Raw genomic sequence first — 19,568 nt, forward strand, 5'->3', positions numbered from 1 at the left:
AATGCTCCTGCAAGCTCATCGTTTCAGTTGCGCACCGACGGCGTCTCGACCGGCAGACCGATGCCGCGCCAGGACACGTAGAGCTCGAGCGCGAGGAACTCGTCCGAGAGTGGCTTGAACGGCTCGGCGCGCACGTCGAACATGCAGCCTTCGAAGCGTTCGTGCAGCGCCACCAGGCGCTGGTCCCGCAGCCGATAGGTCGGAAAGCCGTTGGTCTGGCCCTGGCTCAGGAAGTCGGCACGCATGAACTTGCCGTTGTTGCGCTCGTGGCAGGATTCGCAGGCGAGATCGAGCTGGCCGTAACGGGTGTAATAGATCTGCTTGCCGCGCTCGAACCAGGGCGACATCGGCCCGTCGGTCTTCACCGCCACGGGCATGCCGTGCGACTGGTAACGCACGAAAGTGGTCATGTCGGTCAATTCCCGGGATTTGAACTTCCAGGGCTCCGCCTTCATGTGCTCGGTGCGGCAGATGTTGATGCGCTGCTCGAGATTAACCGGCTTCTTCAGCTTGTCGTCCCATTTCGGCATGGCGGCGCCGACGCCCTTCATGGCGGTCTCAGCCGCGCCGTGGCAGCTCATGCAGGACTTGCCCTCGCTGCCTTCGACCTTCTTCCAGACATCCGCCGCACGCTCTACGGCGAGGAAGCCCGGATTCTCCAGATCGTCGTCTTGCAGCGCCCGTGTCTCCTTGCTGCGAAACTCGTAGCCAGAAATGATGGTCTTGAAGACGTGGCCGGGCGGCGCTGGGATGCCCTTGCGCTCGGCGTCCTCGGCGGAAGCGACCGTCGCAACCGATATGGCGGCCACGATCACAGCAAGCAAACCAACATGTCGTGGCGCCATCCGAGCCTCCCTCAATGCGCGATGCGCATCATGCCTTGAGTGCGATCTTCTCTTCGGCCGTGACCACTGTGCCGTCGTCGTCGGTCCAGGAGAACTTGAACGTCCCGGCTTCATCCACCCTGGCATCGAACTGGATGTACGGATTGGCGGAGATCGCCGGCTCCAGCGCGCAGGCAAACACCGGCTTGCCGTTGAACTCGCAGGCGAACTTGTTGATGATCTTGCGCGGAATGGGCTTGCCCTGCGCGTCCTTGCGCTGGCCCGATTCCATCACGTGCGAGACCAGGGTCTTGATCTGGATGACCTCGCCCTTGGCCGCTTCCTTCGGGAGCTTGATGCGCGGTTTGTCTGCCATCTGTCTTCTCCTTAGCCCTTAGCCGCCGCAGCCGCCGATGGTGACCTTCACGGTCTTCTGCTCCGTAAACAGCGAACCGTCGCTCATCTTCGCGATCGCAACCACGTTTTGCGTGGACGCGAGCCGGATCCGGATCGAGGCCTCTGCCCTGCCCGACAGCGGCGTGAAGGACAGCGTCGCCACGCCCGCATTCGGGTTGCCGTCCGCGAGAATCATGACATCCTTGACGTAGGATTCCGCCGTCATCGGGCTCTCGACGGTGAGCGACAGCGGCACGGTATTGCCATTCTCGGCGATCTCCGGCAGGTCGAGCGAGATCTTGCCCTTGGTGGGCTGCTTGCCGCCGGTGAACTTCTCGATCCACTTGGCCGCGTCGTTGGTCACTTCGGCATCGGCCGCCATGGGCAACAGGGTCAGCATGACGAAGCCGCCCCCGAGCGCAAAGGCCTGCCGTCGATTGATGGCTTTCATTCCTGGTCCTCCCCGCCGTCAGTTCAGCGTCTTGAGAAAAGCGATGACGTCCTCGACCTGCGCGGCCGTCAGGATAGACTTGCCGACGAACTCCGGGCGCACCCGGCTCAAGCCGTCGTTCTTGAAGAATGCGGGCATGACCGTGTTCGTGAAGATGCGCTTGGGGTCGGCAACGATGAGGCGCAGTTGCGCCTCGGTGTAGCGTCCGGCGACGCCGTCAAGCGACGGACCGAACTCGCCGTGGAATTCCTCGGATTTCAGGCTGGTGACCTGATGGCAGGCCAGGCAGTTGCCGAGCGTACGCGTCAAGAACACCTTCTTGCCGGCCTCCGCATTGCCGGGCGTACCGGTCAACGACTTCGGCAACGAGTCGTTGACGACGTCGAGCTTGATCGGCTCCGCAGCCGGCTGCTGGGCGAGCGCGCCTCCGGCCGACAAACACAGTGCAAACGCAGCTACGAGCGAGCGCCGCATGTTCCCTACCCTTATGACGGGGTGACGCCCGTCTTTGATTGCGATGGACTCACAGTCCATCAAATTCATTTATTATGATATGTTCATATAAAAGGCGGCGTCAAGCGAAATTCACGGGGCGCTCTCAACCGTTTGCGGCGAGAAAATCCCGGAACGAGCCGCGCTCATAGGCCCGCTCCCGCACGAAACGAAACATCGAAAGGAAATGCGGCGGCTTGAGATAGCCGGGCGCCCGCGCCACTTCCCGCGCCATCACCTCTTTCGCTTCGATGCCGTCGGAGGACGGCGGAAAGAACTGGAAGGTCGGAGTGAACCTGATCCCGTATTTCTGCGCGAGCTCCTTCTCGGACAATTCCTGGCGATCGAAGTCCGTAACCTTGCGGGAGCCGATCAGATTGAGCTGCAAGACTTCGAAATTGTCGCGGACGTATCTGGTGATATCGGCGTCCGCGAAGTTCACTAAATGCGTCTCGCGGCAGTAGGGACAGCCGCGCAGCTCCCACATGATGGCGAGGCGCCTGCCGCTGGCGGCGGCGCTGTCGAGATCCTCACGCAGATCGAGAAAACTCTGCAGAAACCAGGGTTCATGATAGAGCCCGTCTTCCCCGAGCGACGGCTCTGCTGCGGCCACGCCGCGACCCGCGGCAAGGGCGGCGCCGGACGCCAAGGCGAGGAAGCCGCGCCGCGTGGGTGCGCGAAGCGAGATCAGGGATTCGTGCTCTGGGAGATCTTGCGCGTCGGTCATTTTCGCTATGATATTCGAATATACGAATGTGACAAGGATTTCCGATCGTGCGCCGCATCATCGTCCTGCTGGCATGGCTGGCTTCGAACGCGCTCGCCCTAGGCGCGGACGCCGCAGAACCCGCGGATTTCGCATCGGCGATGGCGCCGATTATGGCCAACCTGCGCACCGCTGCGAGCTATGCCCGCACCGGTAACATCGCGCTGGCCCAGATGGAGACCGGCGAGGCAGTGGCCGCATGGAAGCGGCTCGAGCCGAACGCATCCATCCCCCTGCCCGTCTATGCGCCGGCCGTGCTATCGGACTTTCTCGATCGCGGTCGCGAACGCCTCACGGCAGCAACGCGTGCGCTGGACAGTGGAGACACCGTCGCTGCCGGCCGCGAGCTGCTTGCGCTTCGTCAGTCACTTCATGAGCTCAGGCTTCGTGCGGGCCTCTACGATCTCGGCGACTGCGTCTTCGAGATCGCGCCGGCGATGGAGAAGCTGCGTGTCGCGGCCACGCGGTACGGCGAGCAACCCGTACCGGCGAACGCCGAGGACACCGTTGCCGCCGCGGGTGCATTTCGCGATCGCCTGCAGCGCTGCAACGAGTGGGCGAGCGCGGAGATCGCCAAGACGAGCGAGTTCCGCCGCCTGATCGACGGCGCGATCGCGAGCAGCGGCGCGATTGCGCACGCGGCAATGGTCGGCGACGGGCCGCTCGTGCATCGTTACCTGATCGAGCTGCAGTCCTACGCTCAGTTGCTCGATTTCCGCTTCGGTTGAGACTTAGCCGATGCTGGTCAGGCCGGGGAATCGCTCCAGCAGCCACTCCGAGACCGCCGGCATCAGCCCGGTCAGGAACATCAGGCCGGTCACGACCAGGAAGACACCCATCGCTTTCTCGACCAGGCCGAGATGCCGGCGGGCACGGCCAAGCGCGACAATGAACTCGCTGGTGAAGGCAGCCGCGATCAGGAACGGAATGCCGGTCCCAACCGAATAGGCGAGCAGCAGCAGCGCCCCCCGTCCCGTCGTCTCCTCCGAGCCTGCCATCAGCAGGACGGCAGCGAGGATGGGGCCGGCGCAGGGTGTCCAGCCGAACGCGAACGCCACCCCCATGACGAAGGCTCCCGCCACGCCCGCTGGCCGGTTGCCGACCTGCAAGGTCGCGCTGCGATAGAGCAGAGGAACCTTAAACATCCCGAGAAAATGCAGGCCCATCACGATGATCAGGCCGCCGGCGATGATGCCGAGCGTCGACAGATGCGCCGAGATGAAGCGTCCGGCGAGCGATGCGGTCGAGCCGAGCGCGACGAAGACCAGCGAAAAGCCCGCCACGAAGGCCAGTGCGGAGACCAGGACGCGTGGCCGCATATCCGGCCTGTCGCCGGACAGATCCGTCACCGAGACGCCGGCCATGTAGCACAGGAAGGGCGGCACCAGGGGCAGGATACATGGCGACAGAAACGACAACAGCCCTGCGACAAAGGCAGCTCCCAGCGTGACGTCCAAGGTCATGGCGCCTCATCCCTAGCACATATACGAATTTAATGATATAACGCGCCCAGGAAGTCCAGAGGTCCGTTGCCTGGAATGAACCGAATCATCGCCTCGCTCGCAGTTGCTATCGCGCTCGCGCTGCCCGCGACGGGATTGCGCGCGGCCGAGCTCGTCATGTTCGAGCGTCCCGGCTGCGTGTGGTGCGCGCGCTTCAATGCCGAGATCGCGCCAATCTATGCCAAGACCGAGGAAAGCCAGGCCGCGCCGCTGCGCCGGGTCGACCTGAACAGCCCCCTGCCCGCCGATCTGGCCGGAATCGATCCTGGCGTCTTCACGCCGACCTTCGTCGTGGTAAAAGAAGGCCGTGAGATCGGGCGCATTCGCGGCTATCCGGGGGATGCCTTCTTCTTCGGCCTCCTGGACCGGATCCTGTCCAGTACAGTACCGGAGCCAGCCAAGTCGTGACCGTTCATTGGATTTTGCTCAGGGGACTTTGACGTAATGCCGTTGCCAAAGCTGAAGGAGATCGAGGGCTCCGCCGAGCTCGAGCAGATGATCGAGAAGGCGCGCGAGGCGAGCGACATGCTGAAGGCGCTGTCGCACGAGTCCCGTTTGCTGCTGCTTTGCATCCTCGCTGAGGGCGAGAAGTCCGTGACTGAGCTCGAACAGTTCCTCGGCGAGCGGCAGTCGACCGTTTCCCAGCAGCTCGCGCGGCTGAGACTCGATCGGCTGGTGACGACCCGCCGCGACGGCAAGACGATCTATTACAGCCTCGCCAACGAGGACGTCCGCAAGATTCTCACCGCCGTCTATGACGTGTTCTGCGAGCCGGTACGCCGGCGCCGACGGTAATTTTCCGCGCTGGATTTTCGCAACCCTCCGGCGCAAACTGCCCAAAGAGGCAGAACAAACATCTTGCGGGAGGAATGCTCAATCCCTCGACCATAGCATTCGCATGCGGGTTTGCCGCCGGCGCCGTCCTCGGTATTGCCGGCCGAGCGGGCCGTTTCTGCACGCTCGCGATGCTTGAGGACGCGTTCTTCGGATCGGATCATCGTCGCCTGAAATCCTTTGCGCTCGCTGCGGCCGTGGCGCTGCTGGTGACGCAGGCGCTCGCAGCTTTCGGCATCGTTGACCTGTCGCGATCGATCTATCTCACCGCATCGATCGGGCTTGGCGGTGTGATCATCGGCGGGCTGATGTTCGGCGTCGGCATGGCGCTCGTCGGCACTTGCGGCTTCGGCACGCTGGTGCGCGTCGGCGGCGGCGATCTGCGCGCCATCGTGGTCTTTCTCGTGCTCGGCCTGTCCGCGCTCGCGACCATGCGCGGCATTACCGGCATGCTGCGCGTGGCGTTGATCGAGCCACTGTCCCTGCAGCTTGCAGAGGGTAGCAACCAGACCCTGACATCGCTGCTCGGCGCAGGCAGCACGGCACGCGCGATTCTCGTCGTGACAATTGCCGCCGCACTCGCCTTTTGGGCGCTTGCGGACGGCAGGCTGATCCGGTCGCCGCGACTGCTGGCCTCCGGTCTTGCCGTCGGCGCCGCGATCGCGTTCGGCTGGTTCGCGACCGGATGGCTTGCAGACGACGAGTTCGATCCCGTGCGGGTCTCTTCCCTCACCTTTGTGGCCCCGCTCGGCGACACCATCCTCTACATCGCAACCTTCTCCGGCGCACGGCTGAACTTCGGCATCGGCTCTGTGGCGGGCGTGGTCACAGGCTCGTTTGCCGCCGCGATGCTCGCGCGCGGCTTCCGCTGGGAGGCCTGCGACGACGCCCGCGAATTGAAACGTCACATGATCGGCGCGCTCTTGATGGGCGTCGGCGGCATCATGTCGATGGGCTGCACCATCGGTCAGGGCCTGAGCGCATTCTCGACGCTTGCCGTATCGGCTCCGATAGCGATGCTGGCCATCGCCTGCGGCGCGCGCCTTGGGCTCGAGTTCACGATGACGGGCGAATGGCTGCCAGCCGTGCGAAGACTATTCGGGGCTTCGACCTAGTGTTTCAAGCGAGCTACTCAGCCGTCATCCCCGAGCGCTTCTGCTACTCGGGAATTCAAATTGCGAAAGCTAGTTCCGAGAAGCTGATCGAGCGGGCTTGCATCGAGTGGCCGCTTGCGAGCCCGCCTCTCCAACAAGTCCAAACTTGCATAGGCATCACTCAAGAGAAATGATCCGCACTTGCTCTCGATAGACTTTTCTTGATCTCCCGGTGCACACGCCACCTTCTAACCGATTGAAAGACTTGAAGTCTCGTTCCAATCCATCATTGGCTAAATCGGAGCACCATTCTGGTCGCCGTCTGCTGAGCCAGTCTGCACCTCACCCGCACAACGAACTGCTGGGCTGTAGTGCGATGCCGGCCTTCGCATTATCAATGCAGTGGCGATTGCTGGGGCCAAAAACGACCGTTTGACAAATCAGATGCTCAAGCGGTTTGGATGGCTAAGTCGTTGATTTGGTGGGCGCACCAGGGCTCGAACCTGGGACCCGCTGATTAAGAGTCAGCCCTGGCTTGAGAAAACTCAATGACTTACTGATCGTACGACTGACTTAGCCGACTCCAAATGGGCATTCGTCGCACGATAATAGTCGTAGATGTTTGGACGCGCGCTGTCTGATCTTGTGGGTCAACTGCGGCTACGAGGCCATCGGATAAGTTAAATCGGACGGCCGCAACGACCGATACTGACATTCACCTCAGGTTACGATCTAGCCGAACGCCTCCTTCGTCCCTTTCGCGTCCGACGTCCGTAGCTCGAGCCTAAGCGCCGTGTACTTCTCAATCCATCGCCTGCCCTTACGCGCTACGGTTTGCGAGGTGACCAAAACATCACGGAACTGCCTCCAACAGCCATCATCGTACTTTTCCTTGATTTGCTGTCGCTTCGACGCCGTGGCGAGGCAGTGCGGCGGAGGGTGTCAGGCCATCCCCATTGAAAGTACAAACGGGATCCCTGCACTGCCAGCAGCTCGGGCCAACGCTACATCACCGGACATGCGCGATGTATCACCTCTGGCTGCATTGCATGAGCGACCGGGTTCGCCGGATTGCTTCTCCGTTGGCTCTTAGAGATACGCCTTCGGCAGCAGCATGTGAATGCCTTTATTGCCATCGACGAGTTGCGTGACGCGCAGATTGCCGACCAATGAGCATAGCATGTAGGCTTGGTTCCGCGACAGGTTGGTACGGTCGCAGACGTGCTTGACCATCTGGCGCACCGCCTGCTTGGCGGCGTCGTCAAGATCCTCGTCGAGGCCGATCGACATCAGGTGCGTGGCGCTTTCCGCGAACGGCCAGGTCAGGTCCATGTCCTTGCGGACCGTCAGCCTAAAGGTGCCGGTGACCCCGGTTTCCAGCGCGGTGATGCAGACTTCGCCATCGCCCTGGACGCCATGGCCATCTCCGGCGAAGAACAGCGCGCCTTCATTGAACACCGGCAGATACAACGTCGTGCCGGCACGCAGTTCCTTGTTATCCATGTTGCCGCCGAAGGCGCGTGGCACGGGCGAGCCGCACCGGCCCCAAGCCGGCGGCGGCGCGGTGGCGATGATACCGAAGAACGGATCGAGCGGGATCTCCGTTCCCCACGGCATGATGCAGACATTGCGGTCATGATCGACCTTAGGATGAATGGTTTCATACTCGGTAAATTCGTCCGGCAACGTGCCGAGCAACGGGAGGATCGACACAAATCCCCAATCCTGGCGCACTTTGACGCTGAGGATGTCGACCTGCAACACGTCACCGGGCTTGGCGCCCTTCACGTGCACCGGGCCGGTGATGAAATGCGGGCCCGGTCCCTGTAGCATCGTGTCGAGCGCGTTCAGATAGTCCGCGGGCACGATACTGCGGTCTTCCGGCAGCGTTTCCTTGCCCCCAGCCGGAAACGAATGCAACGTCACGGTATCGCCGGAGGCGACCTCGATCACCGGCGGCGTGGTGCTGTCGAGATAGCCCCACACCATGTTTTCGGGCGTCGCTGGAATTTCGTGGCGGCGGGACATCGCATGGCTCCGTTGGGAGGTTAAACAGGGATCAGATCGAGATATGGCGGGCAAGTGCTTCGCGGCTGGCACGATCGATGCGGCCGGCTTCGGCGACACTGCCGCGCGACAGCACCACGAAGGAGTCGGCGAGGCTGACGGCAAAATCGAGATACTGCTCAACCAGCAGCAGCGACATCCGACCCTTGAACGTGGCCAGCACGTCGCGGATCATCGCAACCAAGTTGGGTTGGATGCCTTCGGTCGGCTCGTCGAGGATCAGCAGGTCCGGCTTCGTCACCAGCGCCCGCACGATCGCGAGTTGTTGCTGCTGGCCGCCGGACAGCGCGCCCCCGGGACGTCGCCACATCTGGCTAAGCACCGGAAACAGCCCGATCGCCTCGTCCATGAACGGCGTTCCGAACGTGCCATGCGCGCGCGCCGCGGCCTCGATGTTCTCGCCGACCGTCAGCTCCGAGAAGATTTCGCGGCCCTGCGGCACATAAGCGAGGCCGGCGGTGGAGCGGCGATGCGACGACCAACCGGCAACGTCGGCATCGTCGACCAGGATCTTGCCACGCGTCACCGACAGCACACCCATCAGGCATTTCAGCAGCGTGGTCTTACCGGCGCCGTTGCGACCGAGCACGGCAAGGCATTCGCCCGGGGCGATTTCGAAGTCGACGCGGCGCAGCACCTGCGCGCTGCCATAGTGCTGGTCGAGACTTTCGACGCGGAAGCGCATCGTCATCGCCCCAGATAGACGTCGACGACCCGCGCATCGGCGCGGGCGTCCTGCATCGAGCCTTCGAACAGCGTCCTCCCCTCGTGCAACACGGTAACGCGATCCGCGATTTGCTCAACGAAGTCCATGTCGTGTTCGACCACAACGATGGCGCGATCAGGACGTCGAAGCTTGCGGACCAGCGCGACGGTGCGCTCGGTCTCCTCGTCGGTGAGGCCCGCGACCGGCTCGTCCAGCATCAGCACCTTGGGTTGGGAGGCCAGCACCATGCCGATCTCCAGCCACTGCTTCTGGCCGTGCGCCAGTTCGGACGCCGGGCGAAGCGCAAGATCTGCGAGCCCAACCTCCGTCAGCACGTCGTCGACGCGCTGCGCGAGAGCGTGAGACGACAGTATCCGCCGCAGCCCGCCTTGCGCGCCGATCGCGATATGCTGACGCACGTCGAGCCCCTCGAAAATGCTCGGTTTCTGGAATTTGCGGCGCACCCCGGCGCGCGCGATATCGGATTCGCTCGACCGGGTGATGTCGATCGTATCGTCGAATATCACCCGCCCCTGTTTGGCGCGCGTGATGCCGGAGGCGACGTCGAGCATCGTGGTCTTGCCAGCGCCGTTCGGACCGATCACGGCGCGCACTTCGCCGAAATCGATCGCCAGCGACAGGCCGTCGATGGCGCGGAAGCTGCCGAACTCCACCGTGACCGCGTCGATCAGCAGCGCGGCCGCCATCAGCGCAACTCCGGCTCGGAGGCGAGACGCTTGATACCCATTGGCCGCGTCAGCTTCAACTTGGCGAGATCCACCAGCCCGTTGGGAAATACGAGCACGACCAGGACGATCAGGCCGGACAGGATGAACGGCCACAATTCCGGCGCCGCCGCGGACAGCCAGAATTTCAGCGCGTTGACCGACACGGCGCCGATCACCGCGCCGATCAGATGTCCGCGCCCACCGATCGCGACCCATACGGCGATTTCCAAGGACAATTCGGGTGACAACAGCCGCGGATTGATGATGCCTACCTGTGGTACGTAGAGCATGCCGGCAAGCGCGGCGATCAGCGCCGACAGGCACCACACCGCAAGCTTCAGCCGTAGCGTCTCATAGCCCAGTGTGCGCAGCCGCACCTCGTCGTCCCGCGTCGCAATCATCAGCACGCCGAAATTGCTGCCGAGCAACAGCCGGCAGCCAAGCAGGACCGCTGCAAGCAACAGCACGGAGACCACCGCCATTGCAATCACCACACCGCGGCCGCCGATCGGCCAGCCGAACAGCACCAAGAAGCCAGTCATGCCGTTGTTGCCTCCGAAGCCAGTATCATTGCGGAACATCAGCAGCATGGCGACATAGACCAGCGCCTGGGTGATGATCGCGAAATACACGCCGTCGACCCGCGAGCGGAACGAGACGTAGCCGAACACGCCAGAGATCAGAATCGTCACCACCGCTGCGACCAGCAAGGCGTACGGGAAGAAGCCGAGCCCGGCCCAGTAGAACGGATAACTGGACCAGCCCATGAACTGCATGAAGTCCGGTACCCGGCCGGTGACTTCGCTCGAATGCTTCAGCAGATGCATCGCCACGACGTAGCCGCCAATGCCGAAGAACAATCCGTGGCCGAGCGACAGGATGCCGAGATAGCCCCAGATCAGGTCGAGCGCGAGCGCCAACACGGCGAAGGCCGCGAGCTGCCCGATGGCGTTCGCAAGGTAAGCTGAGATGCCGAGCGGCGTGACCATGGATCCGGCGAGCAGCGCGGCGACCGCCAGCACGACGGCGAACAGGATCTGAAACGGGCGGTCGGATGCCAGAGGCTTCACTTGCGGCGCCCCTTGATGGCGAACAGTCCTTCAGGTCGCCATTGCAGAAAGGCGATGATCATCAGCAACACGATCACCTTGGCGGCGACCGCGCCCCACAGCGGCTCGATCAGCACGTTGACCTGGCCGATGCCGAGAGCCGCGACCACGGTGCCGACGATGGTGCCGACGCCGCCGAGCACCACCACCATGAAACTGTCGATGATGAAGTTCTGCCCCATCTGTGGATTGACGCTGTAGATCGGCGCCAGCGCCAAGCCCGCAAGCCCGGCAAGCCCCGAGCCCAACCCGAACGCCAGCATGTCGACACGGCGGACCGGAATGCCGATGCAGCCAGCCATGGTGCGGTTCTGCGTCACGGCCCGAATGTTGAGGCCGAGCGGCGTCAGCCGGATAAGGCTCCAGGTCAGCCCCAACGTGACCGCCGCGAAGGCGATCGCGAACATCCGGTTCCACGTGAAGATGAAATCGCCGATCACCGGCACGCCACCGGTGACGTAGAAAGGCGTGACAAAGTTCAGATTCTGCGTGCCGAACGTCACTCGGACGATATTGATCAGGAACAGGCTGACCGCCCACGTCGCTAGAAGGCTCATCAACGGCCGGCGATATAGATGCCGCAGCAGGGCCGCTTCGAGCGCGATGCCGATCGTGGCGGTGACCAGGAACGCGACGGGAGCGGCGATGATCAGGTAGTATTCGGTCAGCGCCGGCGCGAACCGCTGCAGCGCCTCCTGTACCAGCCAGGTGGCGTAGGCGCCGATCATGATCAGCTCGCCTTGCGCCAGGTTGATCACGCCCATCAGGCCGAAGATCACCGCGAGTCCGATCGCCGCCATGAACAGGATGCTGGCGAAGCTCAGGCCATTATACAGCGTCGCCAGCACGTCGCCGATCTTGATGCCGCGCTCGATCTTTCTGACCGTCGCGTCGACGGCACCTTTGAAGGCCGGATCGGCGGCGTAGGCGGGGTCCTTGGTTAAGGGCCCGACCTTGGCAAGCGCGCGCCGGTCCGGGGTCGCGGCGATGCGCTGCAATGCTGCGATCCGCTTCGCCGGGTCGGCGGAATTGAGCGCCGCGGCTTCCGCAACCGCGCTGATCTGCGCTCTCAGTATCGGATCGCTTTCCTCCGCGGCCGCGGACTCGAACAGGAGCTCCGGCAGGGTTACGGCCTGCCGCTCCAACGTGCGAAGCGCCGCCGCGCGCCGTCCCAGCTCGGATGAGCTACGCAGCGCCAGCGCCGCATCGGCCATCTCGAACACGCTGCGGTTCTTGAGGCTGAGCAAGGGCGAGCGACCGCTCTCGGCAGCGGTGCGCGGCGCACCGCTGAGCGCATCCCGGCCGCCGTCAGCGGTTATGGCCACCGCGCCCGCGCCGTCGCATGTCAGCTTACGGTCCATCATCGCCCGCGCGATCGGAGCGGCCCAGGCGCGATCGGCTGCGGAGCCCTCGGCGGCGACACCCATCAACGAGCGACCCGCCTCGCCCAGCGCGGCGGCATCACCGCACAGCCGGTTGATCAATTCCGCCCGATCCAGCTCGGCGGCCGTGGACGAGCCGACGGCCGCAGACAGGAACAACAGAATGAGAAATAAACGCCGCATCAAGTCCGCCGGTTCTGTCGGCCTGATCCCGGCCGACAGTCGCTCATCCATCGCATCATCAGCTGTATGGGCTGAACGGCACCGGCTTCGGTGCGTCCTTCGATTGCCATAGCACGTCGAAGCCCTGCTTCTCGTTGACCGAGCCGATGAACACGCCGCGCGAGGCGTAGTTATTCTCGCCGGACATCTGGATCTTGTAGCCGGATGGACAATCGAAGCTGAGCCCTGCGAACGCCTTGCGCACCTCCGGCACGTCGAACGAGTTCGCCTTGGCGGCCGCCATTGCCCACAGATGCACGGCGTCGTAGGCCGAGACCATTGGGTCGATCGCAACGTCGGCCTTGAACGGCACGTTCTTCGCCTTGACGTAGTCCGCCCACTGCTTGAGGAACTTGGTGTTGGCGTCGCCCTTGGCGTTCTGCAGATACGCCCAGCAGTTGAGGTGGCCAACCAGCGGCTCGGTATTGAGCCCCTCGAGGTCGGCTTCCACCATATCGAGGCCAAGCACCGGCACGTCCGTCGCCTTGATGCCCTGATTGGCAAACTCGCGCAGAAAGTCCGGGATCGACGAGCCGACCACCGTCAGCACCACGATCGGCTTGCCGCCGCCTTGATCGGCGAAAGCTCGGATCTGATTGACCAGCGTCTGGAAGTTGGAGAAGCCAAGCGGGACATATTCCTCCTTCCACGCGCTCTCCGGGATACCCTTCGACTTCCAATACCCCTTGAGTTGCTTATTGATGGTTCGCGGCCAGACGTAGTCCGAGCCGAGCATGAAGAACCGCTTGGCGCTGACACCGTCCTCGCTCATCAGGTAGTCGACCGCGGGCAGCACGGAACTGGCTGGCGGCGAATTGACGTAGACGACGTTCTTGGAATTCTCGTCGCCCTCGAAGTGCAACGGATAGAACAGCAGCCCGTTGGCCTGCTCGACCACCGGTAGCACCGACTTGCGCGAAACCGAGGTCCAGCAGCCGAACAGAGCCGCAACCTTGTCCTGCTCCAGCATCTGTTTGCCGATTTGCGCATAGAGTGGCCAGTCCGAGGCGGGATCGGACACCGCAACTTCGATGGTGCGGCCGTTGATGCCGCCCTTGGCGTTGATCTCGTCGGCGGCCATGCGCACGACGTGATTGAGCCGACCTTCGATATTCGCCATCGTGCCGGATGAGGAGAACAGACAACCAAGCTTCACAGTGCCGGCAGCCTGTGCGGAGCGGATGATAGAAGGCGCGCCGAGCGGCGACGTCAGCGCTGCCGCTGCAAGTCCGGTGGTCTGAAGAAACGAACGCCGCGTAAACCTGCTCATGTGCCAACCCCTGTCGTGGAAGTGGCGCGAGTGTTTGCCCGCGGGCGGCGAAGCAGCAACTCCAAATAACCTGCAACGCTGCTTAATCAGTCAGCAAAAGCGCTTCTCCGACACGCTTGATGTCAATTTTGCCATTTTGGATCGCCGGCATTTCGCTGTAGTCTTTTCGGCATCATCACGGCGTCGCAACTCGACATGGTCGGCGCCGCGAATGATAATCGCCGCAGGTGACTGCACGGGCGTGTTGTGCCGGGCGGGCGGTTTTCGTTCTGCAGCTACGCAACGATGAGAGCGTCAGCCCATGCGCCACTCGCAGCACACCGACACCGAGATCCTGTATCTGTTGCACGAGGCCGAAACCGGTATTCCGATACCGGAAATCTGCCGAACGGCCCACATTTCCGAGCGGACGTTTTATCGCTGGCGCAAGCGCTACGGCAGCCTGACGCCACCGGCGCTCTTGGCCATGAAGGAATTACAGTCCGAGAACCGACGACTGCGGGCTCTGCTGAGCAGGCTGTCGGAGAGCGCCGACACAACAGTCCGTACAACGTCCGAAACTCCGCGGGCACCGGTCCGATCCGACTGCGGGTTCGCGCCGCGGCCCGCTCCCTTCGACGTACCCGATCAGGCGCGCGGCGCATCGCTCGGCCGCTTCGCGTTCGTGCGCGGCACGCGCTGAGCCAGGAGATCAGGTTGGCGGATGGCGTTCGGCGGCTGATCGCGTGCTTGCCGGACCTTTACTCAGCCCGAGTCGGCTCGTCGCAGCTCGTACGCTCCTATGCAACCACCGCGATGGGCGAGATGCGCGGGACGACGCCCTTCCCTCGCTCGCCTTCGAAGCTTTTGTGCGCAACTCACCGATCCATCATGATTGTCCATCGCGCGGCCGTCCGAGCGTTGGAGCGTTTTACCATGCCGGAGGAATATGATGCGAAAGCGCAAGCGGCGCTAACGGTGAGGATCAAGACAGAATTCGGCATGCAGCCGCTCGAGGACATCGCCTCACTGATCGCCGACGCCTGACGCGTCCGTGGAAACGGCTGCCGGCGCAAGCCTGTTTGGTCATAGCCTGCGCGAATAGGAGCCTCCTGGCCAAGCACGTCCGGCATCCGAGGCATCTCACTCGCCCGCGAAAACGAACGAGCCGATCGTTGCTCATTCGCGACCCGCGCGACAATCGCTACCGGCATCGCACGAAATCGTAGAGAATCGCAGTTTGGCGTGGAAAATCGCGCAAATCGCGGAGAGAGTGTCAGTCAATCCCCGTTGAAAGATCAGGGATTTTTGAGTTTCCTGGGCCGAAACCCACAACCTGAACTACGGCCGAAGGAAGGGAATTTTGTCTGCCGAGCCGAGGCCTTTACGCCTAATGCTGAACGAACGCCGCCGGTAACAATCAGCGCTTGCGCGCGGTGCAGGGATCGTGAAGAGCAAGACCTGGGCGCGGCCAGTCCACCGCGATAAGGCGCCCGGTACCAGAGAGCGTAATGAAACCTGTGTGCATGTTAGAGCCACCGAAACAGATATTAGTACAGTAGACCTCATCCGCCTCGTGGAATTCGACGAGATCGCCGTCCGGAGAGAACACGCTGATCCCGCCGCGCACCAGTGTGGCGACGCAGATGTTGCCGCCTTCTTCCACGGCAAGCGAATCGAAACGCTGATACCCCGGCAGCCCGTGCAGCAGCCGGCCGCCGTTCGGCGACGGCCAGGGCTCCTTCGCGACCTCGCCTTCGCCCGTGATCGGGTAGCTCCAGACCCGGCTGGTCTCGGTTTCCGAGACGTAGAGCGTGCGTCCGTCCGGCGACAGACCGACGCCGTTCGGCGTCATGATCGGGAAAATCGCTTCCTTGATCATCGAGCCGTCGATGCGTGCGTAATAGACCGCGCCGCGGTCCATCAGGCGACCATAGGTCTTGCCGAGATCCGTGAACCAGAAGCCGCCCTTGGCGTCGAAGACGATGTCGTTCGGCCCCTTCAGGTGAAGGCCGTCGCAACTGTCATAAAGAGTCCTGACGGCGCCGGTGCCGAGATCAACCTGCTCGATACGGCCCGTGGTATAGTCCTCGGCCCGGCCGGTGGGACGAGCAAAGTTGCTCTTGTCCTTGTGCCAGGAGAAGCCGCCATTGTTGCAGACATAGCATTTGCCGTCCGGTCCGATGGCCGCGCCGTTCGGGCCGCCGCCGAGCTGCGCGATCACCTCTTTCTTGCCGGATGGCAGCACCCGCGTGAGCCGGCCGCCTTCGATCTCGACGACGAGGACGCTGCCGTCAGCCAGCGCGACCGGTCCTTCCGGAAACGCCAATCCATTCGTGATCTCTCTGGCTTCGAGGCGCATCCTGTCACTCTCTCATGCCGGCGCCGGCTGGCCCGCGCCGAGATAGGCGTCCACGACCTCGGCCCGGTTTGCCGCGGTCGCAAGATCCGCCGCGCTGCGATGGCCGACGATCGCGCCATTGCGGACGAAATAGAGCTCGTCGGCAACCTTCATCGTCATGCGAAAATTCTGCTCGACCAGCATGATCGCAAGCCCGGTATCCTGCTTGATGGTGACGAGGCGCTCGAACACCCGCCGGATCAGAAGCGGCGCTAGCCCGAGCGAAGGCTCATCCAGCAGCAGCAGGCGCGGCGCACTCATCAGGCCGCGCCCGATCGCCAGCATCTGCTGCTCGCCGCCACTCAGCATCCAGGCGGGCGACTTGAGGCGACCCGCAATCTCAGGGAACAATTCCAGCATGAGGTCGCGCCGCTGCCGCTGTGTGCGCGCATCAAGGAAGTAGCCGCCGAGCAGAAGGTTCTCGGCAACCGTGAGCGAGCCGACGACGTGACGGCCCTCGGGGACATAGACGATGCCGCGGCGGACGCGCTGTCGCGCGACGAGCGCGCCGATGTCCTCGCCGGCAAAGCGCAGCTCGCCTTCCGCCGGCACCAGGCCTGCAATGGCCTTGAGCACCGACGATTTGCCAGCACCGTTGGCGCCGAGCAAGGCCACCACGCCTTTCTCGGGCACGGAAAGTTCGACATTCTCTACGGCGCGTGCCGCACCATAGCTAACGCAGAGACCGCGCGCGGAGAACAGCTCAGTCATCGACCTCGTCTCCGAGATAGACGCGGATCACATCGGGATGCACGCGGATTTCGGCCGGCGTGCCGCTCGCGATCATCTTGCCGAAATTGAGCACGTAGATCTGCTCGCACAGCTCCATGATCAGGTCCATGTCGTGCTCGACGACGAGCAGCATGAGATCGGGCCGCATCAGGCGTTTCAACGCGCGCATCAGATCGCGCGTCTCGACCGCGTTCAGACCGGCCGCCGGCTCGTCGAGCAGGATCGCCCTGGGCTCGCAGGCGACCGCGCGCGCAATCTCGGCAAGACGCAGCGTTCCCGGCGGCAGATCGGACGGCTTCTCACGCGCGGCGGAGGCGATGCCGAGCTCGTTCAGTGCCGCCATGGCGCGCCGTTCCGCATCCCGTTGCTCGGCCCGCTGCGCCGGCGTCGGCACGAAGGCGCTGAACCAGCCGGACCGGCGCTTCAGGGTGAGACCGACGAGCACGTTTTCCAGCAGCGACAGCTCGGGACACATCGCCAGGTTCTGGAAGCTGCGCGTGATGCCGCATGCGGCGCGCTGCGCGGGGCCGAGGCCGTTCAACGGCGTACCGGCAAAGCTGCTGCGGCCGCGCTGGCCGTGATAGAGCCCGGTGAGACAGTTGAACAGGCTGGTCTTGCCGGCGCCGTTCGGCCCGATCAGGCCGGTGACCACGCCGGGCCGCAGCGTCATCGACACGTCGTTCAGGACGTGGAGCCCGCCGAAGGCGAGCGAGATGCCCTCGGCGACCAGCCCGTCGCTGGTGACAGCTTCCATCATCGCCGGATCCCCCGCGGCAGGAAGCGGCGCAGATCGCCGGCATTCGCCACCAGCGTCACGACGACGAGCGCGACGCCGTAGAGGATCGGGACCCAGTCGCCGGCCCGCGCAAGATATGTCGGCACCAACGTGATGAAGGCGCCGCCGACGAGCGCAGCCGGCAGGGACAACCGATTGAGGCTGACGACCGATCCGACCAGCAGGAAGACGCCGCTGAAGAAGGTGAAGCTGTTTGGGGAGACGGTCGAGGAGGCAAAACCGGTCAGCGCGCCGGCGAGCGCAGCAAGGGCGGCACTCAGGGTGAAGATCGAGATCCGCGCCCAGCTTCGCGTGATCCCCATCGCTTCCGCGGCGCGCGGCTGGGCTTGCGCCATCAACAGCGCCAATCCCTGCGCCGATTTGCGGAAATGCCCGAGCGCGAGGCACACCAGCACGAGCACCGCGAGGGCGACGTAGTAGCGCTGCAAAGCCTTGGGAATGCCGGGGACCAGGTCCTGCGCGATATAGAGCCCTTCGAACCCGCCTGTGAATTTTTCGAAGCCGATGAGGATTTCCGGCAGTGCAAGCGCAAGCGCCATGGTCGCAACTGCAAGATAGATCCCGGACAGCCGACGCGAGGGAAATGCGAAGACGAAGCCGGCGCCCGCGCCGAGCAGAACCGCCAGCGGCAGGCTCACCACGATCGAGAGGCCGAGCCGGTGCTCGACGATCGCCACCGCGTAGGCGCCGAGCGCAACGAAGAAGCTGTGCCCGATCGACACTTCGCCGCCATAACGCACGAGCATGCTGACCGACAGCACCGCCACCGCATTGGCAAAGCACAGCGACAGGCTGTAGAGCAGGAAGCCGCCGGCGAGCAGCGGCGCCAGCAACAGGACCGCGACCAACGCGAGCATGAACAGCCGCACGACGTCGACATGACCGCCGCGGGCGGACATGTCGGCCTTGGACGTCTGCGCGAGATCAGACACGGCCACCGATCGCCCTTTCCAGCAGGCCGTTAGGGAAGAAGTTCAGCGTCAGCAGGATCACGCCGAGCAGGAACGTGTTCATGAACTCCGGCGCGACGTAGAACGAGAACAGATTCATGGCGATGCCGACCAGAATGCCGCCAACGGCGGCACCCGGCAGGCTCGAGAAGCCGCCGACCACGGCCGCCGTGAACGCCTGCAGCATGAAGGACGGGACCGTCGTCGAGCTGAGGAACGTCGTCGGCACGATCAGCAAGGCGGCAATGAGGCCGAGCACGGCGCCGGCGAGCCAGGAGAACAGGTGCACCGAGCGCAAATTCAGCCCGCAGACCTCGCAGGCAAAGGGATTGGTCGACACGGCGCGGAACGCGACGCCGAGCTTGGTGCGCTCGATGATCACGAACAGGCCGCCAACGATCGCGAGCGTGACGGCGAGCACGGCAAGATCGTAAGAGGAGATGCGGATCGCGCCCAGGCTGAAGCTGTAGCGCGGCACCGGCAGGTCGAGATTGACGATGTCCGCGCCGAACACGAGCTGCACCGCGCCCTGCAGGATCAGCCCGACGCCGAGCGTCGCGATGGTGGAGGCAAGATCGGACTTGAAGACGATCGGCGCGATCAGGGCATAGCTGACCACCGCGACTGCGCAGGCGATTCCCAGCGCCAGCGCAACAGCGCTGCCCCAGGACAGGCTCAGCAGGCTGCCGCTGGAGAAGCCGTAGACAACGAAGGCGCCGAGACAGGCGAGATTGCCGTGCGAGAAATTCACCACGCGCGAGCTCTTGAACACCATGACTAGGCCGAGCGCGCCGACACCGTAGAGGCAGCCTGAAATCAGGCCGGACCACAGCAGCGGCAGGATGTCCCTGATGAATCCCCCCACGC

23 protein-coding genes are annotated in these 19,568 nt (G+C 63.6%); 6 read left to right on the forward strand and 17 right to left on the reverse strand.

What is annotated here, in order from left to right:
- Positions 1 to 23: 23 nt before the first annotated feature.
- From soxA to FJV43_RS08475, 5 genes are all read right to left on the reverse strand, one after another.
- A complete protein-coding gene (soxA, locus tag FJV43_RS08455; RefSeq protein ID WP_239626128.1) occupies positions 24 to 845 on the reverse strand; it encodes a sulfur oxidation c-type cytochrome SoxA in 822 nt (273 codons plus the stop codon).
- Between the two features lie 28 nt (positions 846 to 873).
- Positions 874 to 1,200 (reverse strand): thiosulfate oxidation carrier complex protein SoxZ, encoded by a 327-nt coding sequence (gene soxZ, locus FJV43_RS08460; protein WP_239626130.1) that lies wholly within the window; start codon positions 1,198 to 1,200, stop codon positions 874 to 876.
- 18 nt (positions 1,201 to 1,218) lie between these two features.
- Positions 1,219 to 1,671, reverse strand: coding sequence for a thiosulfate oxidation carrier protein SoxY (gene soxY / locus FJV43_RS08465; protein WP_239626132.1), 453 nt, complete (start codon positions 1,669 to 1,671; stop codon positions 1,219 to 1,221).
- Between the two features lie 18 nt (positions 1,672 to 1,689).
- Positions 1,690 to 2,145, reverse strand: a complete 456-nt coding sequence (soxX, locus tag FJV43_RS08470) for a sulfur oxidation c-type cytochrome SoxX (RefSeq protein ID WP_239626133.1) — start codon at positions 2,143 to 2,145, stop codon at positions 1,690 to 1,692.
- A 124-nt stretch (positions 2,146 to 2,269) separates the two neighbouring features.
- Complete coding sequence (locus tag FJV43_RS08475; RefSeq protein ID WP_239626135.1) at positions 2,270 to 2,890, reverse strand: thioredoxin family protein; 621 nt, start codon at positions 2,888 to 2,890, stop codon at positions 2,270 to 2,272.
- Positions 2,891 to 2,937: 47 nt separating this feature from the next.
- On the opposite strand from FJV43_RS08475, the gene FJV43_RS08480 reads away from it, so the two are divergent.
- Complete coding sequence (locus FJV43_RS08480) at positions 2,938 to 3,657, forward strand: hypothetical protein (protein WP_239626136.1); 720 nt, start codon at positions 2,938 to 2,940, stop codon at positions 3,655 to 3,657.
- A 3-nt stretch (positions 3,658 to 3,660) separates the two neighbouring features.
- On the opposite strand, the gene FJV43_RS08485 is transcribed toward FJV43_RS08480, so the two are convergent.
- Entirely contained in the window at positions 3,661 to 4,392 is a 732-nt protein-coding gene (locus FJV43_RS08485; protein ID WP_239626138.1) for a cytochrome c biogenesis protein CcdA, read from the reverse strand.
- 75 nt (positions 4,393 to 4,467) lie between these two features.
- On the opposite strand from FJV43_RS08485, the gene FJV43_RS08490 reads away from it, so the two are divergent.
- The 3 genes from FJV43_RS08490 (at position 4,468) to FJV43_RS08500 (ending at position 6,380) form a co-directional block, all read left to right on the forward strand.
- Positions 4,468 to 4,839, forward strand: a complete 372-nt coding sequence (locus FJV43_RS08490) for a thioredoxin (protein ID WP_239626139.1) — start codon at positions 4,468 to 4,470, stop codon at positions 4,837 to 4,839.
- Between the two features lie 36 nt (positions 4,840 to 4,875).
- Complete coding sequence (locus FJV43_RS08495) at positions 4,876 to 5,226, forward strand: metalloregulator ArsR/SmtB family transcription factor (protein ID WP_024337386.1); 351 nt, start codon at positions 4,876 to 4,878, stop codon at positions 5,224 to 5,226.
- Positions 5,227 to 5,300: 74 nt separating this feature from the next.
- Positions 5,301 to 6,380 (forward strand): YeeE/YedE family protein, encoded by a 1,080-nt coding sequence (locus tag FJV43_RS08500; RefSeq protein WP_239626141.1) that lies wholly within the window; start codon positions 5,301 to 5,303, stop codon positions 6,378 to 6,380.
- A 1,068-nt stretch (positions 6,381 to 7,448) separates the two neighbouring features.
- Here the strand turns inward: FJV43_RS08500 and FJV43_RS08505 are convergent.
- Genes FJV43_RS08505 through FJV43_RS08530 form a run of 6 tightly spaced genes read right to left on the reverse strand, consistent with a single transcriptional unit; the run spans position 7,449 to position 13,843 of the window.
- Entirely contained in the window at positions 7,449 to 8,387 is a 939-nt protein-coding gene (locus FJV43_RS08505; RefSeq protein ID WP_239629360.1) for an acetamidase/formamidase family protein, read from the reverse strand.
- A 31-nt stretch (positions 8,388 to 8,418) separates the two neighbouring features.
- Positions 8,419 to 9,117 carry an ATP-binding cassette domain-containing protein gene (locus FJV43_RS08510; protein WP_239626143.1) on the reverse strand — a complete coding sequence of 233 codons (699 nt, stop codon included), beginning with the start codon at positions 9,115 to 9,117 and terminating at the stop codon, positions 8,419 to 8,421.
- A complete protein-coding gene (locus tag FJV43_RS08515) occupies positions 9,114 to 9,839 on the reverse strand; it encodes an ATP-binding cassette domain-containing protein (protein WP_239626145.1) in 726 nt (241 codons plus the stop codon). Before FJV43_RS08515 ends, FJV43_RS08510 begins: the two co-directional genes overlap by 4 nt.
- Positions 9,839 to 10,930 (reverse strand): urea ABC transporter permease subunit UrtC, encoded by a 1,092-nt coding sequence (gene urtC / locus FJV43_RS08520; RefSeq protein ID WP_239626146.1) that lies wholly within the window; start codon positions 10,928 to 10,930, stop codon positions 9,839 to 9,841. Before urtC ends, FJV43_RS08515 begins: the two co-directional genes overlap by 1 nt.
- Positions 10,927 to 12,534, reverse strand: coding sequence for an urea ABC transporter permease subunit UrtB (gene urtB / locus FJV43_RS08525; RefSeq protein WP_239626148.1), 1,608 nt, complete (start codon positions 12,532 to 12,534; stop codon positions 10,927 to 10,929). Before urtB ends, urtC begins: the two co-directional genes overlap by 4 nt.
- Before the next feature lie 58 nt (positions 12,535 to 12,592).
- Positions 12,593 to 13,843, reverse strand: coding sequence for an urea ABC transporter substrate-binding protein (locus FJV43_RS08530; RefSeq protein WP_239626150.1), 1,251 nt, complete (start codon positions 13,841 to 13,843; stop codon positions 12,593 to 12,595).
- Positions 13,844 to 14,144: 301 nt separating this feature from the next.
- On the opposite strand from FJV43_RS08530, the gene FJV43_RS08535 reads away from it, so the two are divergent.
- On the forward strand, positions 14,145 to 14,525 hold the full coding sequence (locus FJV43_RS08535; RefSeq protein WP_239626152.1) for a transposase: 381 nt from the start codon (positions 14,145 to 14,147) through the stop codon (positions 14,523 to 14,525).
- A gap of 14 nt (positions 14,526 to 14,539) precedes the next feature.
- The gene (locus FJV43_RS08540) at positions 14,540 to 14,869 is read left to right on the forward strand and encodes a hypothetical protein (protein ID WP_239626153.1); all 330 of its coding nucleotides are present in this window, start codon (positions 14,540 to 14,542) and stop codon (positions 14,867 to 14,869) included.
- Between the two features lie 373 nt (positions 14,870 to 15,242).
- Here the strand turns inward: FJV43_RS08540 and FJV43_RS08545 are convergent, their stop codons facing one another.
- Genes FJV43_RS08545 through FJV43_RS08565 form a run of 5 tightly spaced genes read right to left on the reverse strand, consistent with a single transcriptional unit; the run spans position 15,243 to position 19,566 of the window.
- The gene (locus tag FJV43_RS08545; protein ID WP_239626155.1) at positions 15,243 to 16,184 is read right to left on the reverse strand and encodes an SMP-30/gluconolactonase/LRE family protein; all 942 of its coding nucleotides are present in this window, start codon (positions 16,182 to 16,184) and stop codon (positions 15,243 to 15,245) included.
- A gap of 12 nt (positions 16,185 to 16,196) precedes the next feature.
- Positions 16,197 to 16,934, reverse strand: a complete 738-nt coding sequence (locus FJV43_RS08550; RefSeq protein WP_239626157.1) for an ABC transporter ATP-binding protein — start codon at positions 16,932 to 16,934, stop codon at positions 16,197 to 16,199.
- Positions 16,927 to 17,712, reverse strand: coding sequence for an ABC transporter ATP-binding protein (locus FJV43_RS08555; RefSeq protein ID WP_239626159.1), 786 nt, complete (start codon positions 17,710 to 17,712; stop codon positions 16,927 to 16,929). The genes FJV43_RS08550 and FJV43_RS08555 overlap by 8 nt, the downstream gene beginning before the upstream one ends.
- Entirely contained in the window at positions 17,709 to 18,689 is a 981-nt protein-coding gene (locus FJV43_RS08560) for a branched-chain amino acid ABC transporter permease (RefSeq protein WP_239626161.1), read from the reverse strand. The genes FJV43_RS08555 and FJV43_RS08560 overlap by 4 nt, the downstream gene beginning before the upstream one ends.
- Positions 18,676 to 19,566 carry a branched-chain amino acid ABC transporter permease gene (locus FJV43_RS08565; RefSeq protein WP_239626163.1) on the reverse strand — a complete coding sequence of 297 codons (891 nt, stop codon included), beginning with the start codon at positions 19,564 to 19,566 and terminating at the stop codon, positions 18,676 to 18,678. The genes FJV43_RS08560 and FJV43_RS08565 overlap by 14 nt, the downstream gene beginning before the upstream one ends.
- Positions 19,567 to 19,568 lie beyond the last annotated feature (2 nt).

Origin of the sequence: Bradyrhizobium sp. I71 (assembly GCF_022354745.1) — a bacterium.
GTDB lineage: Bacteria > Pseudomonadota > Alphaproteobacteria > Rhizobiales > Xanthobacteraceae > Bradyrhizobium > Bradyrhizobium liaoningense.

Bases quoted from the DNA above. Each gene is read 5' to 3' on its own strand.
- soxA (WP_239626128.1), bottom strand. From the start codon at position 845: ATGGCGCCACGACATGTTGGTTTGCTTGCTGTGATCGTGGCCGCCATA.
- soxZ (WP_239626130.1), bottom strand. From the start codon at position 1,200: ATGGCAGACAAACCGCGCATCAAGCTCCCGAAGGAAGCGGCCAAGGGC.
- soxY (WP_239626132.1), bottom strand. From the start codon at position 1,671: ATGAAAGCCATCAATCGACGGCAGGCCTTTGCGCTCGGGGGCGGCTTC.
- soxX (WP_239626133.1), bottom strand. From the start codon at position 2,145: ATGCGGCGCTCGCTCGTAGCTGCGTTTGCACTGTGTTTGTCGGCCGGA.
- FJV43_RS08475 (WP_239626135.1), bottom strand. From the start codon at position 2,890: ATGACCGACGCGCAAGATCTCCCAGAGCACGAATCCCTGATCTCGCTT.
- FJV43_RS08485 (WP_239626138.1), bottom strand. From the start codon at position 4,392: ATGACCTTGGACGTCACGCTGGGAGCTGCCTTTGTCGCAGGGCTGTTG.
- FJV43_RS08490 (WP_239626139.1), top strand. From the start codon at position 4,468: ATGAACCGAATCATCGCCTCGCTCGCAGTTGCTATCGCGCTCGCGCTG.
- FJV43_RS08495 (WP_024337386.1), top strand. From the start codon at position 4,876: ATGCCGTTGCCAAAGCTGAAGGAGATCGAGGGCTCCGCCGAGCTCGAG.
- FJV43_RS08500 (WP_239626141.1), top strand. From the start codon at position 5,301: ATGCTCAATCCCTCGACCATAGCATTCGCATGCGGGTTTGCCGCCGGC.
- FJV43_RS08505 (WP_239629360.1), bottom strand. From the start codon at position 8,387: ATGTCCCGCCGCCACGAAATTCCAGCGACGCCCGAAAACATGGTGTGG.
- FJV43_RS08510 (WP_239626143.1), bottom strand. From the start codon at position 9,117: ATGACGATGCGCTTCCGCGTCGAAAGTCTCGACCAGCACTATGGCAGC.
- FJV43_RS08515 (WP_239626145.1), bottom strand. From the start codon at position 9,839: ATGGCGGCCGCGCTGCTGATCGACGCGGTCACGGTGGAGTTCGGCAGC.
- urtB (WP_239626148.1), bottom strand. From the start codon at position 12,534: ATGCGGCGTTTATTTCTCATTCTGTTGTTCCTGTCTGCGGCCGTCGGC.
- FJV43_RS08530 (WP_239626150.1), bottom strand. From the start codon at position 13,843: ATGAGCAGGTTTACGCGGCGTTCGTTTCTTCAGACCACCGGACTTGCA.
- FJV43_RS08535 (WP_239626152.1), top strand. From the start codon at position 14,145: ATGCGCCACTCGCAGCACACCGACACCGAGATCCTGTATCTGTTGCAC.
- FJV43_RS08545 (WP_239626155.1), bottom strand. From the start codon at position 16,184: ATGCGCCTCGAAGCCAGAGAGATCACGAATGGATTGGCGTTTCCGGAA.
- FJV43_RS08550 (WP_239626157.1), bottom strand. From the start codon at position 16,934: ATGACTGAGCTGTTCTCCGCGCGCGGTCTCTGCGTTAGCTATGGTGCG.
- FJV43_RS08555 (WP_239626159.1), bottom strand. From the start codon at position 17,712: ATGATGGAAGCTGTCACCAGCGACGGGCTGGTCGCCGAGGGCATCTCG.